Here is an 18,262-nt window from a genome sequence, read left to right on the forward strand (position 1 = left end):
CTAAATCGATGATTTAACCATGTTTATTGTACCACATAAGCAAAAATTCCCGCAGGACTTAATAAAGCGCCCCACTGAATCATTTTGTCCCAAATTGGGAAATGCTTCAGCCATCCATATCAATGCCGCCAAAAAAGCAACGATCGAAAACAACACCATAACGGCCAATAATATCACTAGTGCCAGCACAGAAATTATCAAATTCAATAGCATTTGGGACAAGGATAAACCCTTTGATATCTACAGCACTTCTGTCATTGGAAATAACATTACAACCAACATGGCAGCAAAAGGAATCTCAACGCTATACGCAGGCATAGGCGCTCCAAAATATGAGATTAAAACAACAAATTAATCAATGCAACCTTACAATTAAAAGCAGGCGAAACCCAAATTAACAACCAGGAGTTAACAAAATAAATCCAAAACATAGTCTGAGCTGCTGTCTCCTTTGGGCATCCTCTCATTCCAATTGTTCCTTTTTCCTCAAGATGAAAGAACCCGGAGATGATTCAGATCAAGGCTTGGCCTTGGTAGGATCATTTCCGGGTTCTTTGCTTAAGGTCATATATTCAGCTGCGGATTTTCAATGCTAATATTTACTTCACGATAGCTTGCAAGACATCATCGATCTTCTTCGTATTGGCTATTGCTCCGCTTGCCATCCAATAGTTGCTTGGCACTTTAAACACTTGTCCGGCTTGGACCGCAGGAAGGTTTCTCCACAATGCGCTCTGCTGGAACTCTTCCATAAGCGGCCTCGAAGCTTCACCCTGAATCAATACAAAGATATAATCGGCAGCAGGATGTAGAGTCAAGAGTCATCACCTTATTTAAAAAAAATTATTGATAATCATTTTCATTAATTGTAATGGAAAACCGTCCCCGCTTCAACAAGTTATGAATGAGTATACAATACATAAAACAAAAAAATATTTTCCTCAGATCTTGAATTCCAGGTATTTCCTGTTTATAATTGGATATTAAATGAAATATACAACAAGCAATGATGAGAAAGAGTAATTAGACAAAAGCTTTGTACAGAGAACTCCGGTAGCTGAGAAGGAGTAAAGAAACGTCTAATGAACATGGTCTCAGAGCTGTACATCGAACCCTCATTAGGAAGTAGAATGTACCGGGTGCTCCCGTTATTGAGCTAGGGTATAACCACTTATTGGTGGCGTACCTGAAGAGGTCAATGTTGTGAGATATTGATAAAATTAGGTGGTAACACGTGAGTATAGCTCTCGTCCTTTATGGGATGGGAGTTTTTTTGTTGTCTGTATGTTATTTCTAGGCTTTTTTTGAAAAAAAAAACACAGAAGGGATGGATACAAATGAGCATTTTTATTGGTGGTGCATGGCCCTATGCTAACGGCTCCTTGCATTTAGGGCGCGTAGCCAGCTTGCTGCCTGGAGATATTTTGTCTCGATATTTCAGGCTGAAGGGTGAAGATGTCCTCTACGTTTCGGGAAGTGATTGCCATGGAACACCCATTTCAATTCAAGCTAACCAAGAAGGAGTAACACCTAGGGAGATTGCAGAACGTTATCACAACGAATTTGTTGAATGCTTCCAGAAGCTCGGATTTTCGTATGATTTATACACCCGAACAGATGATGCTTTTCATCATAAGGTAGTACAACACTTGTTTCTTAAATTACTGGAGAATGACTATATGTACAAAAAAAGTGTGGAACAAACATATTGCCTAGCTTGCGATCAGTTCCTGCCAGACCGTTATGTTGAAGGAACATGTCCGCATTGTCGTCAAATTGCCAGGGGGGATCAATGCGATTTTTGCTCTGCATTGCTGGACCCATCAGAGCTGCTTGATGTCAAATGTAAATTATGTAAAAGCATCCCTTCCGTTCGCTACACTGATCACTATTTCCTTGCCCTGTCTAAATTTCAAGCTGAGCTGGAAACATACGTCGGGCGAGCGACTGGGTGGAGAGAAAACGCGATTCAACTAACGAAGAGATATTTGAAGGAAGGCCTTCATGACCGCGCTGCAACGAGAGATTTACCCTGGGGTGTCAATGTGCCCATTCAAGGATTTGAGGGCAAAAAAATATACGTTTGGATCGAAGCGGTATGCGGATATTTGTCCGCGAGTATGAAGTGGGCTGAGATTCATCAGACCCAATGGGAACCCTTTTGGTCTGATGACACGAAGGCTTATTACGTACACGGAAAGGATAATATCCCCTTTCACTCTCTGATCCTCCCTGCCATATTGCTTGGAACAGGCGATCTGCATTTGCCTGATGCCATCATTTCGAGTGAGTATTTAACTTTAGAGGGCAAGAAATTTTCGACAAGTAAGAACTGGGCAGTATGGGTGCCTTATATGCTAGAGCATTATAACCCGGACTCACTCAGATATTTCTTGATCATTAACGGTCCGGAAAACAGAGATACTGATTTTTCCTGGAGAGAATTTATTTATAGTCATAACGGTGAGCTTATTGGCGCTTTCGGAAACTTCGTTAACCGGAATTTGATGTTTATTGTGAAGTCATTTGAAGGTGCTGTACCTGAATCGCAAATGGACGAAAGCATAAAGGAGCAAATCTTGGAGCTTTATGATCAAGCTGGGGAGCTAATAGAAGCAGGTAAGTTCAAAGCGGCGCTTGAGGCCATCTTTACCTTTATCCGCAGTTCAAATAAATTTTTTGATGAGCGAAAGCCGTGGGCGCAATGGAAAGAAAATCCGGAGGCATGTAAAGCTACTTTATATACCTGCGTGCAAATCATAGCCAATTTATCCAATTTGCTTGAACCCTTTTTACCTTTTGCTTGTAACAAAATCAGGACCTTCCTGGCTATTTCACAGCCTGCTTGGAGTTATTCGGAAGTAAAGCCAGGGCAATCGCTCCAGGCTCCTGAAATTCTGTTTGAACGGATTGACATCAGCAGGATTCAAGAAGAAGAAAGCAAGCTGCTTGGTTCGCCTTAAGCTGCCAGCAGGCCGGGGGTAGCATTCTAATTAGATTTTCCGCCCCCTCTTCTCTATTGTTGGATTGGAATATATTTGTAATAATATTAGTAACTCCAGCCAAAATATTTGTGAAAGGAGTCTCGAACTACACATGGAATATACAAGTATCTTATTCGAACCCTGTTCTCCGTCGAAAACGATGAAGGAGAGCTCCAGACCTGATTTTTTTCATGATATTCATATGGACAGCATTATCCGGGAGCTGTTAACGGGAAAAGAAGAATATGAGCTCACAGCTCTTTTTTATGAAAAGCTGCCCAATAGAAACGCCATTCAATATCGCATCGCAGTGATGAAAGATATGGAATACGGTCGTTTAATAGAACCTTTGGCCGTTTTCTCGCAAAACATGCGGAAGACGCGTCAATATGCTGCCTACAGTGAGTCTTTTAAAGACAAGGAGCAGCAGGACAAATGGCTGGCAGACGGGGCCCTGCTTTATTGTCAATCCATTAGGGACTTACATCATATCTTGACTTCTGCCAAGCTGCATTCGGCGGGGATGCGCTTTGTTTACAACTGGTTAACAGCATTTATAGATGGTGCCTATTTCTCTGCACTTTATGAGGAAGTCAATGAGCTGCAGCAAAGTTTTGAACGCATTCAGTACAGCATGCTCATTGCTGACAGGAAGATTACGATCTTTCCTCATGATAATGAAATGGACTATTGCCAATCGTTAAGCGAAACCTTCCAGACTGAAAAGAACATGGACGAAGATTTTACGATTCGCTTTTTTACAGGACTTCAGCTTTCAGGGCTAGAAGCAGATGTATTGAACATTCTCAGAAAGCAGCAGCCTGAACCCTTCCGCGCACTCAAAACCTTTGGCTCCAAGTATAAGGGATTTATCGATCCGGCGATCCTTACCTTTGCAAGGGAATTACAATTTTATCTGGCTTGTCTCCAGTATTTTCAAGGCTTACAGCGGCAGGGCCTGCATTACTGCTATCCTACTCTTTCCGATTCCAAAGAATTGCATATCATGGCCGGCTACGATCTTTCCTTAGCTTCCTCCCTTCTGAATACAGGAAAACAGGTGATCTGCAATGATTTTGATGTACATACCCATGAAAGCATTTTTGTATTGACAGGCCCCAATCAGGGGGGCAAGACCACTTTTGCCAGATCACTCGGTCAAATTCTGCATCTGGCTTCGATCGGCTGTCCGGTACCCTGCCAGCAGGCAGAGCTCTTTGCGTTAGATCAGCTTTTTACGCATTTCCCCTCCAAGGAGCATCTGGAAGCAAATACAGGACAATTACAAGATGAGCTTCTTAGACTTAAGCCTATTTTGAATAAGGCCACGGGGTATAGTGTTATTATTTTGAATGAAATTTTTGCCACAACATCAACCTTAGACGCCCATACGATGAGCAAGAAACTCTTAGATAAGCTAAGGCTTCAAGGTACAATCTGTTTATTCGTCACCCACCTCTTGGAAATCGCCACTTCACATAAAAATACGGTTAGTCTTGTCGCTGCTGCTGATCCTAATGATCCGGCTAAACGGACCTTCCTGATCTCAAGAAAAGTAGCCGATGGTCTGGTGTACGCCTCCTCAATCGCCTCTAAATACGGCCTGACACCGGCTAGAATGAAGGAGAGGATCCAGGCATGAAACCAGCCTTGCTATATGATCATCAGGATCCTTACTATCTTCCCCTGGTTTATGACCAGGAACTAATCCAGGACTTGCAGCTGCCTCCGCTCCTGGAGAGGATGGCCCGTCAGGACACTTATATGTACAACAGCTCGAAGCAGGTTATTATGCACAGTGAAATGTCCGTAGACACGCTTAAGTACAGACAGCAAATCTTAAAGGATGGTATGAATCATCCTGCCCTTATCAAAAGCATATACGCTGCTGCAGCTGACATCGCCGAACAAGCGGATGCTTACAGGTCGCAAATGAAACCTAATTACTCGAGAAATATACCTGTCAGAGAAAAATTGAAAACAGCCGTATCGCTGCTGGAAGTTATCCTTATCAACCTCAAGAAGCTGCGGGACTTAGGACTGTTGCACAAAGCGCACTATCGTTCGGGCGGATTGGCCGCTTTCTTCAACAGGCTTGATCTTAGATACCCCGATAGCTTTTTGTCTGGAGCGAATCAGCATCTCAGACTTCTTCAGCAAGCGATCCGGGGAACCCGGCTGGTGATCGGAGCAAGAATTGGTGAAGGTTTAAAGGGAATCCGGTATACCCTCCGGGAGGTATATGCCGAACAGTCGTTTTTATCGGCAAAAAAAATAGGGAAAGCTTCGACGCTTGTTCATTTTGAACATAACTTTAGTGAAATCGAAGAAACTGTCCAGAATCATATCCTAAAAATATTAAAGCGGTTTATCGACGAGACTTTAAGCTTTGCAGATTTGCTGCGTTTTGAGAGCAGCTTCTATGTAGGATGCTTACATTTGCATGAGGAGCTTGTAAATCTCGGCTGTGAAATATCCTTTCCCTTGCCCCTTGGCCCCGGTTCGAGGAGCCTCACCTTTCGAGGCTTGTACGAGCCGGTTTTAGCCATGATCAGCAGGCAGCAGCCGGTCACGAATGGTTTGCGGGCAGAGGACAAAACCGTATTCATCGTTACAGGGGCAAATCAAGGAGGCAAAACGACCTTTTTGCGAAGTATTGGGTTGGCACAGCTTATGATGCAGTGCGGCATGTTCGTTCCAGCCGCTTTCTATGAGTCGAATCTCTGTGACCGCATTTTTTCTCATTTCACTCGTGAAGAGGATCGAACTTTGAACAGCGGCAAGCTGGATGAAGAGCTTTCAAGGCTAAATGCATTCATCGATCATCTGACTCCGGGTTCGCTGCTATTAATGAACGAGCCATTTGCTTCCACAACAGAAAAGGAAGGCTCGCTTATCGCCAAAGATCTGCTTTCCGTCTGCCATGAATTGAAGCTTAAGGTATTTATCGTTACGCATTTCTATGAATTGGCGGAATGGGCATACACGGGAGGGCTAGAACAGGCGGTGTTTTTAGCGCCGGAACGAAACGATAGGGGAACAAGGTCCTTTAAATTAAGCGCCGGGGTCCCTCAGCCTACAAGCTATGGTGAAGATTTGTACCGTGCTATCATTGAACATACCGGACATTGAGTTGGGCTTTGAGCTTGAAGCGGCCCCCTTTCGGCACGAAGCCATTACCCATGCAGGTAACGGCCTCAGACAACTACTTATTCCTTTGGCTATGTTAAACTTGCCTGTTGATTTTCATACAAAAGTTAACCGCCCACTGAAAGGCGGTTAACTTAATCCAAGGGCTATTCATCTATAAATGCTTTTCATAAAATACCATTGTCATTTTGTCGTTTATTACTTTTGTTGCACCCGTTTTTTTATAGCCTATCTTTTCATACAAATAACAGTTTCCTTTCTCTTGTAAGATGGTACCCAATTTCCATGACTTTGCATTATCGTATATCTGCTCAACCATTGTAAAGACTTTTTGAGCAATTCCTTTTCCTTGATGTTCTGGCAGTATAAAAATTGGGCTAATACTATAAATTTGATTATCTTTTTTCACAACTCTAATTCCACCAACAGCAACCTCAAGATGATGAATTATGAAATAATCTGTAAAAGATTGATTGATTTGAATAATAATTCTTTCTACGGTTTCATTGGCGGGGCTTGTTTCAAAATCCTGATATTTTTCCAATATGGGCATAAACGCTTTGACTTTCATTTCATGAATGGTCACTGCATCTTTTAAATCTGCTTTACATAATGAAACCTCCATTAAATATGTACCTCCTATTGAGACGCTTTCTAAAAATACGATTTATAGTACATGCTCTGTTAACTTAGTACCAAGAAAGATGTTCGTCTAAGTTTAAAACCTAGCCCGCGTATCAAATTCTACGCAAAAGGACCTCCATTCCACTACTCAAGTGGTGATGGAGGCCAATGTGTAAAGCCAGGATATATGCCATTTGCTCCCAGGCTCTGCACATAATCCGAACGACATAATCAGAGAAGCAAAATGTTCTTCACAACTTGATTTATAGGCTGAAAGCAGCAGCTGCGCGGCGGTTCAACAAGTCAAAAGGCGGAATCTATATTATTATCCTTCCAATAAATTCACGATGGTAGCTTTGGATTGCTGCTCCTCCATCCATGTCTGGGATAAAGCAGAGATTTTCTCGGTCGTTAAAGACGCCCGAATTTCTTCCTTCTTCTCCTCTAATGCTGGAGTAATAGCATCTTTACGGTCTGTTAGCTTATAAATATGGAATCCGTCAGTGGCCTGGACGACTCCGCTTAGTTCACCAACCTTCAGTCCGAAAACAGCAGTTTCTATTGCGGCTTCTTTATCTCCTTTGGCAAATAGCTCTAGCTCTCCCCCACTATCCTTGGTTGCCGCGTCCGTTGATTTCTCTTTAGCCTTAGCAGCAAAATCATCACCATTTTTCAGTCCTGCCAAGACAGCCTCAGCTTCTTCTTTCGTTGCGACCAGGATATGGGACGTTTTAACTTGCTCAGGTATGATAAAAGTATCTTTTTTCTCGTTATAATAAGCCGTGATATCTTCATCAGTAATCGTTACTTGAGGTTCTAAAATCTTGCGAAGCTGCGCTTGTATGACCATATCCTTCTTCAATCCTTCGACGGTCATTCCGTACATGGCTAGCGTTGACTGGAACTCTTCGTCCGTTGCATAATCTTTGCGAATGCCATCCAATTCCTTCTCGAGATCTGCATCCGTTACGGCTATACCTTCCTTTTCTGCAGCTTGACGAACAAGCTCATTGGCAATCAATTTTTCCATGGTTTGCTGTCCACCCGCTTCATAGAGCGCATCGTAAAGCTTGTCCTTACTAATATTGACCCCGTTCACAGTTGCGACCGAGATACTATCTGCCTTCGCTTGCTTACCCGGTGGGTAGACTACGATATAAACAATAAGAATAGCAGCTAAAACAACTGAAATGTACACCCACAACCGACCTTGAACTGATTTTGACAATCAAATAACACCCCTTCATTTTGCTGATCTAAGATCTTTCAGCTTTAGTTTATATCGCAAGTATGAAGGGGAAACCTGAAATTAGATTGAAGATAACATTAAAACTAGCTGAAATTTGCCCATAAATTGTGTAATATTAATTAAGCGTATGACGGCTTAACAACACCAAATGGTACTTTGATCATCGCCGCTACATAGCTGGGTCTGGCTGATGACGATGCGTTTGCATAAACAGTCAAGCTCCCGGTAGGAGAGACCGTTATTATATCCGATTTTCCCGAAGCATCAGGCAGAGATACGAAATTACCGGACAAAAGCGTGATACCATTGTTCGCAAGGTACGGAATATAAGCAATTATAGTCCCAGAAGCAACCGTGTTTATGTTGACAAGTATTTCAACTGAATCACCGTAAACACGATATTTACTAATGCCTTCAAAGCTATTCAGCATATTAACGGCAGGGGATTCGAGAACTAAAGGTTTCCATCTGGGATTGTTGGATATGTTGTCTCTTTTGAATGCCTCGACCCCCAGCGCTTCACCTAATGCTTCAGCCACTATCCGGTGCCCTATTGCACTGAGGTGTACCCCATCATAAGTAAAGTTTATCGTGTTAATAAGATAATTGGAATCTTTAACTTGTCCATCAATGCTCGCCAAATTGGGGAATGGGATATACGTGGCTCCTGGTACTGTTTTAACAAGCCTTTTCAATTCCGCTCTAATGGGGTGATCATCAACGTTCAGAAAAAGAAAATCAGGCACTATAAGTCTTGTCCCATACAAATTGCAGTAGTATATTAACCAATCTATACGCTGTTTGTATGCCGCTAAGTCAGCTCCGGTTGAACTCCTATCATTTGCGGCAAGCGCCCAGATTAAAGACAAGCATCCCTGAGCCATTTCTTTTATCACATTCTCGGTAACAAACCGCCCTCCTCGCCCATCACGCGAAAAGTTATTAAATTGAAACTCTAATCCTGTGGCATCATTAAGATAACTAATCCCTGTGACACGTACCTTTCCGCTTAGGACATGCACCCTAATTTCAGTAGCACCTATTTGGGTAGGGATACAGGCAAACGCTGAAGTTGACTCAAGCCCTGTGCCACCCCCATTTGTAGTGATAGTCTCAACATCCGTTGAGCCGTTCAGTACAACCTTAAACGAACCCGTTACGCTCCCGTCGTACCATATTTTAATGAGCTTAGATACCGCACCTTGTGGAATAAAATTAAACCACGCGCCTGCTACTACAGATTCTACGGCATAGCCGGCTGGGGTATGTCCGGCTGCCGCGTCTGTCAGATGGTTCCAAGAACCAGTCGTGGTAATGCTATGGATCTCTCTCCCGGTTCCATTGTTATCGTAAGGGGAAACGAAGCCGTATGAATCCGTGCTAAATTGCTTATTAAGTGCATTAGAGAGGATTCTGACATAAGAGTTTTCAGGGATTCCTGCTCCTACAGTCATCCCTGCACCCGCCCCATAGGATATACTATCCCCTAGAAGATTTATTTTTCTCCCCTTGATTTGTCCTTCATTTGCACGCCAAGAATTTATAGTGTTTAGTGTCACGGGAGACTTTACTGCAATTTTGTTTATGTCATTTTGAATCCTTTGATACACACTGAAACCTGAAGCACTGATCCAATTATTCTCCCCTATCGGGGTAGGTTGGCTTTCGGCTGTTACAACAAGACCGCCTCCAGGAATTGCACCACCCCACACATAACATTGTGCTCCGTCTTTATGCCAAATAGCATCACTGGAGTTAGTGATAGTGCCGCCCTCTTCAAAACTGCCGTTAACAAGACTTAAACCAGCCTCGGCCAGGCTGCGCTTCCACAGTTCACGGGTGTTGTTCAAAGTTCCTGGGTTATCGTCCATTTTGCCATACACTTTGGTCACTGCACCGTTAACAATCCCCGTTGTAGCAAGCGCAGCCCCTGCCATTCCCAGAGACGCAAGCATCTTCCTTCTGCTAATGAAGCTTTTCCCCTTTCCCTGATCCTGCTGGTCTTGCTCACCTTCTTGGCTTTCCGACAGTTCCAACTCTTTTCACCCCCTGCAGATTTTAAAGCGCTTTCACATTCATTGTAACAAGCCCCTACTTGCGAGGAAATGGTACAATTTCACTGTTTGGTACCATGAAATCTACCATTTTTGCTTCTCAACAGATAAGAACACAGGCACTCATCACCGTGATATCATTGTAGTCACACACGCAGATTGCCCAAATAAGCACTTTTTAGTTTTTTTGCCCGCTCCTTATGTAAATTAGCCTTGCTGAGTGCAAAATTTGAACAATTCATCCTCTATTTCTATGCCATAGCTCTGATAGTTTGTCCGAGAAAGGGCTAACGATAATCTATGCTCTAACCCCAGTTTAGTGACTGTCTCTCTAGGAAACCGTCAGGTGCTGTTATAAAGTTCAGGTCCCCGGCACAAGTACCGGGGACCTGACTTTAAAGAGCGGATGAAGCTTTAATTGCCGGCAAGCTCGAGCACTCTAAGCAGAATGACTGCCGCTTGCGCCCTCGTTGCCGTTTGGTTCGGCGCAAATTTGTTATCACCGACGCCCTGAACGATGCCTTTCTCGACCGTTGCCGATACTGCCGCTTCCGCCCACGCCGGGATGTCGGCATGATCCGCAAAAGCAGTTGCCGCATTGGCTTCTGCGGTCAGACCCTGCGCATTCGCGATCATCGTCACCATCTCGGCGCGGCTGATCATCGCGTTCGGCCTGAAGCTGCCGTCGCTGTACCCTTTCACGAAGCCGGCTTGCAAGGCCTGTGCGATGCCTTGCTTCGCCCAGTCGCCGATGCTTTCCTTATCTGTAAACGTCAGTGCAGCTCCATTGCCTTCCAGCTTCAGAGCACGGGCCAGCATCACCGCGAATTGGGCGCGGGTTATTTCGCCGTTCGGCTTGAATGTGCCGTCAGCATAACCGTCTACGATGGCTTTCGCAGCCGCTTTCTTGATGCTTGCTTCCGCCCAGTGGCCTGTTACGTCGCTGAACGTTGCGCCTGCACCTGTGTTTTCTTCAAGCTCGTTCTCCGGTTTTTCCTCCGGTTTTTCTTCCGCTTTCTTCGCTACGGCGAATATCGCAAACTTCGTGAAGTGATCGACTTCCGCCGTAATCCGGTTGCCGCTAACCGTCCCACCGATTTCCAACCAAACCTTCTTCACCTCATCGTAATAGAAGAGAGAAGCGATTTGATTCGCACCGACTGTTGCCGAATCGAACGTTAACGTGATCGTAATCGGTTTCGAGAAGTTTTCTGTAAAGTTTTTCAGAATCTCATAGACCGGGCTAAGAAGAATGTCCTTGTTCGTTACGAGCTGCGAGGTTTGGAGCACCTTCTCCACCGTAATCGTCAATTGCTTCTCCGATGCTCCGGCAGGAACTGTAATGGTGACGGCATTTTTTTCGAACTGGACCGTCCCCCCGGTGCCGGCAGGCAGTGTTTGTTTGCTATCAGTTGCTGGTGCGGTCGTTCCTCCTCCGCCTGTCGAGGCGGCGGCACGTTGTACGGTAATCGTGTATACTTTCTTCGTCGCTCCGTCTTCTGCCGTTACGGTTACCGTTACGGCGTTGTCGCCGACAACGAGGCTGTTGCCGCCTGCGACAGCAACAGTTGCCTTCGAGTCAGATGCATATACCGCTACCGTTACGGAAGTTTGACCGTTTGGCACATTCAGCGTGTAGTTCAACGTATTGGCGTTAAATCCGTTTATTGTCGTGCCGTCCACTTTCAAATCGCTCAGTTCGGCATTGGAAGATAGCCCCGCTGCCTCGCGTTTTACGATTACGGTATAGACCTTCGTTGTTTCTCCGTCTTCCGCCGTAACGGTAACCGTTATCGTGTTGTCTCCAACAACCAGGTTGCTGCCGCCTGCGACAGCGACAGTTGCCTTCGAGTCAGATGCATATACCGCTACCGTCACGGAAGTTTTTACGTTCGGCACATTCAGCGTGTAGTTCAGCGTATTCGCATTAAATCCACTTATTGTCGTGCCGTCCACCGTAAGATCACTCAAATCCGCGCTTGTCATCGGTACATTTTCAAATTCTGCCGTCAATGAAACCGGGTTTGCCGGCATCGTAAATGTCAGTGGATTTGTGGTATTGCTTTCATATGCAAGCCCTGTCGCAGTCCATTTTACAAAGCGTTGTCCGCTTGGAACAGCCGCAGCTACTTTAACCATCGAGCCTTCCTCAACCTGTGCAGAACTTCCTGCGGCTGCTCCGTCTACTTCAACCGTACCACCGGCAACAGTTAGAGCAGAGATTGTTCCTTCTCCTCCGCCGCCTTCCCCGTCTTCCACTAACACAGGCATAGTGGCAACAGTGTTGCTCATGTCTGCAAAGATGATTTCCAGAAGATAATTTCCTGGAACTAACTTAGCATATTCGTCCGTTTTATTCTCAAGGTCGTCATAACAAATTTCAAGCACATTTTCGGCTAAGCCATAGCCTGAACCTGGGAACCAGAAGCTTGCAACGGCATCAAGGACCAATGTGCCATCCAGCTTCTTGAATTTGACGCTTTTTACCGCATCTTCCCGGTCTTGCATTGGAATTCCGAGTGCTCCGTTTCCGAAATCCACCTCTACATGAATATGCTTTTTCGCAGATTTGTTATAATACGCGATTGTTGAAATTATGCTTGGAGCTTTACCAGAGACGTCTTCTGAAAGCTTGAAGGTGATTTCAATCGTGTGTACGGCGGTAACATTATTAAAGGTATACTCTCTTGCCGCCGCAGCCTCTGCGTTCTCCACTCCGTCAATTGTAACCGTGTTGACTTCATAATAGTTATTTGGAGTAAACGTAAACTTCTGGCTCAGTCCGCGCTCGACCAAAACATTGCCAGTTGGAGAAATTATCCCGCCCGCTCCTGCAGATGCAATAATGGTTACGAAGTTATCTTCTTCTTCTTCACCAAGATCAAGCGCTCGAGGCACCGGAATGTTGTTCGATGCATCCCAATCCCATACGTTCGTGAAGTCCCATCCCAAAGTTTCGAAGGTTGCTTGCTGCGCAAAATCAGCAGCCGACTTAGATACAAATGCTGGGATAATCACTGAAGGCAATCCATTAGTGCTTAAACGCGCGCCGTCATAGTAATTGATTTTATTGGAGTCTACGATTGGCCTGCTGCTGGACCAATATCCCCCGATTGGACCAGGAGCAGTCCCATTAATTGCATTGGCTACCACATTGCCATTTAAGGTTTGGAGCAGATTGCCTGCAGAACCGCCCATATCCCCAACCAGGGCACCGGAGTATGTGCCAAGCTTATTAAACGTTCCACCTACATAGTTATTCAGAATTACGGTTGGCGAAGACTCATATCGAACGGGAATAGGCGAACCTGCACCGTTCCAATTTGTACCGCCAATCAAGCCTCCAACTGTAGTTCCACTCACTTCTGCAGATACGAAGGAATTTAGCAAAGTGGCTGCATGGAGTGTACCTACAATACCGCCAGTATTGCTTCCACCGGTTACTTTACCATACACATAGCTGTTTTCAATCGTGCCCATGGAAGTTCCTGCAATGGCTCCTGTGCTATTACCACCGGTGATATCAACATTCGCCAATTTCAGATTGACGACTTTGCCTCCATTGCCGATGTATGCAAAGAAGCCTGTACTGTTGCTGTTGCTCGAAATTTTCAGATTACTTATCGTATAACTTTTTCCGTTGAACGTGCCTATAAATGGATTTGAAGTGTCGTTTCCACCAATCGCTGCAAACTCCACATCCTTCATATCGATATTCGCCGATAGCACGTAGTTTCCATCAATCGGATATTCAGGCGTGCCAAATTTCTGCGACAATGCAACCAAATCGCTTGCTGTTTTGATTTTTATTTTTGCTGAGCCGCCGCCAAGATCAAGAACGCGAGGCACGGGTACGTTTTTCGTTGCATCCCATTTCCAACTGACCGTAAAGTCCCATCCCAAAGCCACGTAAGTTGCTTGCTGTGCAAAATCAGCTGCCGACTTCGCTACAAAAACAGGGACGGTTCCCGAAGGTATGCCGCTTGTGTTTAACTTGGCGCTGTCATAGTAGTTCACTTGATTGGAGTCGACGATCGGCCTGCTGCCTGACCAATAGCCTGCGAGCAGCTTTGTAGGATTTCCAATAATTTCGGATGAGACTGCATTACCATTAAAGGTTTGAAGCACGCTACCCGAACCGCCACCCATATCACCAACGATACCACCGGTATATTGAGTTTCACCGATCCTTGTAACCGTACCTCTCACATCATTATTCATAATTACATTTCCAACTGTTTGTTGAATAAGTGACCAACCAGAACCGTTGTAATTGGTGCCTCCAATTAAGCCACCTACTGTGGTCCCGCTAACATCTGCGTTCATGACAGTGTTTTGCAAAGTACCCGCATATAACAACCCTACTATACCGCCTGTATAACCGGTGCCGGTTACTTTGCCGTCCACATAGCTGTTTTCAATCGTGCCACTGGATACCCCTGCAATGACCCCAGTTCTATTCAACCCGGATATGTCTACATTTTCCAAATTGAGATTTACGACTTTGCCGCCAGTTCCGATATAAGCAAAGAAGCCTGTGCTGGTATCTGTGGACGAAATTTTGAGATTGTGTATTGTATAACCATTTCCGTTAAATGTTCCAATAAATTGTTGCGGAACTATAGCTCTACCGATCGATGTAAACTCCACATCTTTCATATCCATATTCGACGTTAGCTCATAATTTCCATCTATCGGATATTCTGTTGAGCCAAATTTCTGCGACAGTGCAACCAAATCGCTTGCTGTTTTGATTTTTATTTTTGCTGAGCCGCTGCCGGCAAGCGGAGTGACCTTAGCTGTGGCGGTGCTAGTTACGACACCGTTATAAAAACCTGTACCCGTTGCAACGGCTCGAAAATATGAACCTACGTCCGCCGCTTTGATCACATAACTAGCAGAAGTTGCTCCTGCAATAGCCGTCCACGCCGTACCGTCCTTCGAGCTTTCCCACTTGAAGGTTGCAGTAGCGCTCGCTGGCGTAATCGAGGCATTCAAGGTTTGTCCTTCTTTGGCAATCCCGTTAACGGCAATATTCGTGATCGTAAACTCATTGACTTCCTGCGGAACCGCTGGATAAGTCCAGGCCTGCAAATCATAAGTGCGCGGCTTGTTGGTAACCAGCACGTCGACATCTCCGGTTTGCAGTTCATCGTTCTTATCGAAACCTTTGCTTGTCACTCTAATTTGATCAGGCGAAATGGAAATATTGGCAAATCCACGTCCGACTTCTCTTATATCGATGTACGCAATGGCAGGATTCCCGGGGTCTGTTTTGTATAACGCTCCGCGGTTGTCCTTATTTGCAGAGTAGTTCGTCAGATAGGTTGTTCCGTCGCCGTACTCCGCAACGACTTTGCCGCTCGCGAAAAGCTTGGTGCGGGCATAAATATGGTCATGTCCCATCAGCACCACATCAATTCCCGCTTCATCAAAAGCGTCCGTCCAGGAAGCAACAGGAGTGGCCATCCGATATCCGAACAGCGTTTTGTGGAACATTCCAACACGCCATTTGGTCGGATTTTGCTTCACGACGGCTTTCATCCAGTCTTGCTGTGCTTTGATCTGTGCGGCGGTGCTTTGATCCTGGTAATCCATTACCAAGAACAACGTGTCGCCATATACAAAATAGTAGTTGCTGGACTCGATCTGCAATTTCGTCAAACCTGAAACCATGCGTTCAGTGCCGTCGCCGCCGCCGTAGAAGGATGCGCCATTTTTAGGCGGATTGTGGCGGCCCAAAAAGTTCTGAAGCGTGGGGTCCACAGGCGTCCAGCTGTTGTTTGCCCAGCTGTTACCCGCTCCGTCAAACTCATGATTACCCGTCGCCATGTAGAGCGGCACTCTCGAGAACAAATCCTGGTTGGCCTCGAAGAAAGCATCCCATTCCCATGTGTCGAAGCCAAAGTTGACCTGGTCGCCCGAGCTCAGGACGAACGCCGCATCCGGAAAATCTGTAAAGGCTTGTGTTAGCGCTTTTTTGCTCATTTTATTATAACTATCGAGCGTTGCTGCATAACCTTTAGTATCGTTTGCTTGGGCGTCGGAAATCCAGTTGAAGTTAAACGAATTGATATTGCTGGCAGGTGTCTTGAAGCTGGCCGGCGCTGTAACGCTCGTCACGTTTTGGACGCCGTCGCCTACGCTGTACACATATTCAGTACCCGGCTCGAGAATGGCCGTTTCTGCCTTATGGCTTTGGACCGGATCAACAGAGTATTGCGTCCCTGCGCCCGTATACTTCGCATTCTCAATGTTGCTCCTCAAGTCTACCGTGAAATTGGTTCCCACTACGAAATCGGTGAACTTGCCATTTTTGTCAAATTCTGATTTTTTTGCATAAAAGAGTTGTGTCGACTTCGTTGTTATTGGAGTTACCCAGTTAAAGCGGGCAATGTACTTGTCTTTTTCCGGCTTTCGTGTTTGTTCATTAAAGCTGTCGAACATGAATGTCACCGAGGTAGGCTCTTTACCGCCACCTGTCGGCTGGGTGATGCTGCTCCCCGATTTGGTAATGGTGAATTCATCGATGACTCGGAACGGTTTGTCAGAGCCTGTCGCTTTATAATACGTTTTATAAATGATTGCATTGCTTGTAACCTCAGCTCTGCTGTATACACCTGGTGAATAGATGGATCCGCCACCTGGATTTGTTTTGTTGATACGAAGGTCATAGAAGAAGTCGTTCCACGAAGTGTCTTTGGTAGCATTCAAGCTGTACGCATAATTGTACACTGATCCGCCGATGACATAGGTGGGCGCTTCGCCAAACTTCGCTTTTTGAATGCTTCCTGTGCCCGACGCAGTTGAGGTTGTCTTTAATGTGGTTCTGGCATAGGCATGCTCGTGACCCGCGAGAACTAAATCGATGCCGGCATCGGTAAACTTTTTACCGATCACGTTGTCGACTGCGTAGTGGCTTGAACCCGGGTCATAAGGCGAAGCATGAAGATTTACGACCTTCCACTTTTTAGTCGATGCTGCCGCCTCATCAGCCAGGAATTTCCACTGAATGGCGTCATCACTGGAATTAAGACCAAAAGAATTAAGAGAGATAAACAAAGCGTCTCCATATTCAAAGGAATATACGGTTCCAACAGTAGCCGAAGACAGACCGCTTGGTCTCTTCAAAGATGAATAATTAAATCTGTTCGTATACTGAATGGAATCTTTGTCATAGATTGAATTGTCATGATTACCAGGGGTAGCCATGATCGGCATCGTACTTGAAAGGTTTTGAGCGGCATCAAAGAAATACTGCCAGTGGTCTGAAAAACTCGCATCCTCTACTACGTCGCCATTATGGACGAGAAATGCAGCATCCGGATGGTTTGCTTTGATATAATCGTATAAATCCGCAGTGTTTTGATATGTGCTTGGTGATGTTCCCTGCGTATCAGGAGTAATTACGAAAGAAAACGGTTTCTTGGCCGCTGGATCTGCAGGTGCGGTAAAGCTGGAGATCGCGGAATAACCGTTTGTCGCGTTTCCTACTTTGTAATAGTACTTGGCTTCTGGTGTCAGATCCTGAACTACTACACGATATGTACGTAGCTCTTTAACATTAACCAGCTTGTTGTCCGGAATGCTGCCAGTCACAGTTGAAGCATTGACTGTGGCAACTCCGGCGCTTTTTGTTGTACTGCCGGCCAGGTCAGCAGAAGTGCCGTATACGATTTCTGATGTGTTAACCGTCGTATCAGCAACCCAGTTGAAAGACATAGCCGTTTTACCATCGGCTGCGCCTCCGCCTATAGCCAACGTGATTTGCGACGGAATGGCCGCGGGCGGAGCTGCTTGAGCCGGCATAGGCGTTGCAATTCCGGTGGCAGCTACCAGCAAAACCAACATTGCCGCCATCCACCTTGACATTTTTTTTCGTACTTTACTCATTCAAATCAAATCCCCTTTCGACAAATTATGTTTACTATAACAAAGAGTTGTTAAATCTAATCGCGTGCTTCTTTAATCTTTCGTAAAGAGTAAACATGACTTATGCAGTTCGTTCCATTTGATTGGAAACCCATAGATTCGAAAAATTGTTAAATAAATGGGCGATAAACGCTTGACTTTTCCAAATTTCCGAAAAAAATCCTCTAAGATATACCTTGCATAAAGGGTATATCTTAGAGGATTTTTTAGGTGATTCTTGTGAAGGAAACACTTGAACAACCGTGGTTTCGCAAACTAAATAAGGGTCA

The 18,262-nt window shown here is 45.2% G+C and carries 9 protein-coding genes and 1 other annotated feature; of the genes, 4 read left to right on the forward strand and 5 right to left on the reverse strand.

Features of this window, described 5'->3' with window-relative positions; translation table 11 throughout:
• Positions 1 to 19 precede the first annotated feature (19 nt).
• Positions 20 to 355 carry a right-handed parallel beta-helix repeat-containing protein gene (locus J2Z66_RS03575; RefSeq protein WP_209969981.1) on the forward strand — a complete coding sequence of 112 codons (336 nt, stop codon included), beginning with the start codon at positions 20 to 22 and terminating at the stop codon, positions 353 to 355.
• Between the two features lie 244 nt (positions 356 to 599).
• Here J2Z66_RS03575 and J2Z66_RS03580 read toward each other — a convergent pair whose 3' ends face one another.
• Positions 600 to 818 (reverse strand): ABC transporter substrate-binding protein, encoded by a 219-nt coding sequence (locus J2Z66_RS03580; RefSeq protein ID WP_209969982.1) that lies wholly within the window; start codon positions 816 to 818, stop codon positions 600 to 602.
• A gap of 179 nt (positions 819 to 997) precedes the next feature.
• Positions 998 to 1,258 (forward strand) — a binding site (T-box leader).
• Positions 1,259 to 1,337: 79 nt separating this feature from the next.
• Between J2Z66_RS03580 and metG the strand changes: the two genes are divergently transcribed.
• The 3 genes from metG to J2Z66_RS03595 all read left to right on the forward strand — a co-directional run bounded on the left by metG (position 1,338) and on the right by J2Z66_RS03595 (position 6,116).
• Positions 1,338 to 2,963, forward strand: a complete 1,626-nt coding sequence (gene metG / locus J2Z66_RS03585) for a methionine--tRNA ligase (RefSeq protein ID WP_209969983.1) — start codon at positions 1,338 to 1,340, stop codon at positions 2,961 to 2,963.
• Positions 2,964 to 3,096: 133 nt separating this feature from the next.
• Entirely contained in the window at positions 3,097 to 4,626 is a 1,530-nt protein-coding gene (locus J2Z66_RS03590; protein ID WP_209969984.1) for a MutS-related protein, read from the forward strand.
• A complete protein-coding gene (locus tag J2Z66_RS03595; RefSeq protein WP_209969985.1) occupies positions 4,623 to 6,116 on the forward strand; it encodes a MutS-related protein in 1,494 nt (497 codons plus the stop codon). Before J2Z66_RS03590 ends, J2Z66_RS03595 begins: the two co-directional genes overlap by 4 nt.
• A 172-nt stretch (positions 6,117 to 6,288) precedes the next feature.
• Here the strand turns inward: J2Z66_RS03595 and J2Z66_RS03600 are convergent, their stop codons facing one another.
• The 4 genes from J2Z66_RS03600 to J2Z66_RS03615 form a co-directional block, all read right to left on the reverse strand.
• The gene (locus J2Z66_RS03600; RefSeq protein WP_209969986.1) at positions 6,289 to 6,759 is read right to left on the reverse strand and encodes a GNAT family N-acetyltransferase; all 471 of its coding nucleotides are present in this window, start codon (positions 6,757 to 6,759) and stop codon (positions 6,289 to 6,291) included.
• A gap of 324 nt (positions 6,760 to 7,083) precedes the next feature.
• Positions 7,084 to 7,986, reverse strand: coding sequence for a peptidylprolyl isomerase (locus J2Z66_RS03605; RefSeq protein ID WP_209969987.1), 903 nt, complete (start codon positions 7,984 to 7,986; stop codon positions 7,084 to 7,086).
• A 140-nt stretch (positions 7,987 to 8,126) separates the two neighbouring features.
• The gene (locus J2Z66_RS03610; protein WP_209969988.1) at positions 8,127 to 10,043 is read right to left on the reverse strand and encodes an SGNH/GDSL hydrolase family protein; all 1,917 of its coding nucleotides are present in this window, start codon (positions 10,041 to 10,043) and stop codon (positions 8,127 to 8,129) included.
• 432 nt (positions 10,044 to 10,475) lie between these two features.
• Complete coding sequence (locus tag J2Z66_RS03615) at positions 10,476 to 17,954, reverse strand: S-layer homology domain-containing protein (RefSeq protein WP_209969989.1); 7,479 nt, start codon at positions 17,952 to 17,954, stop codon at positions 10,476 to 10,478.
• Positions 17,955 to 18,262: the final 308 nt, after the last annotated feature.

This window comes from Paenibacillus eucommiae (assembly GCF_017874215.1).
In the GTDB taxonomy this organism is placed as follows: domain Bacteria; phylum Bacillota; class Bacilli; order Paenibacillales; family NBRC-103111; genus Paenibacillus_AI; species Paenibacillus_AI eucommiae.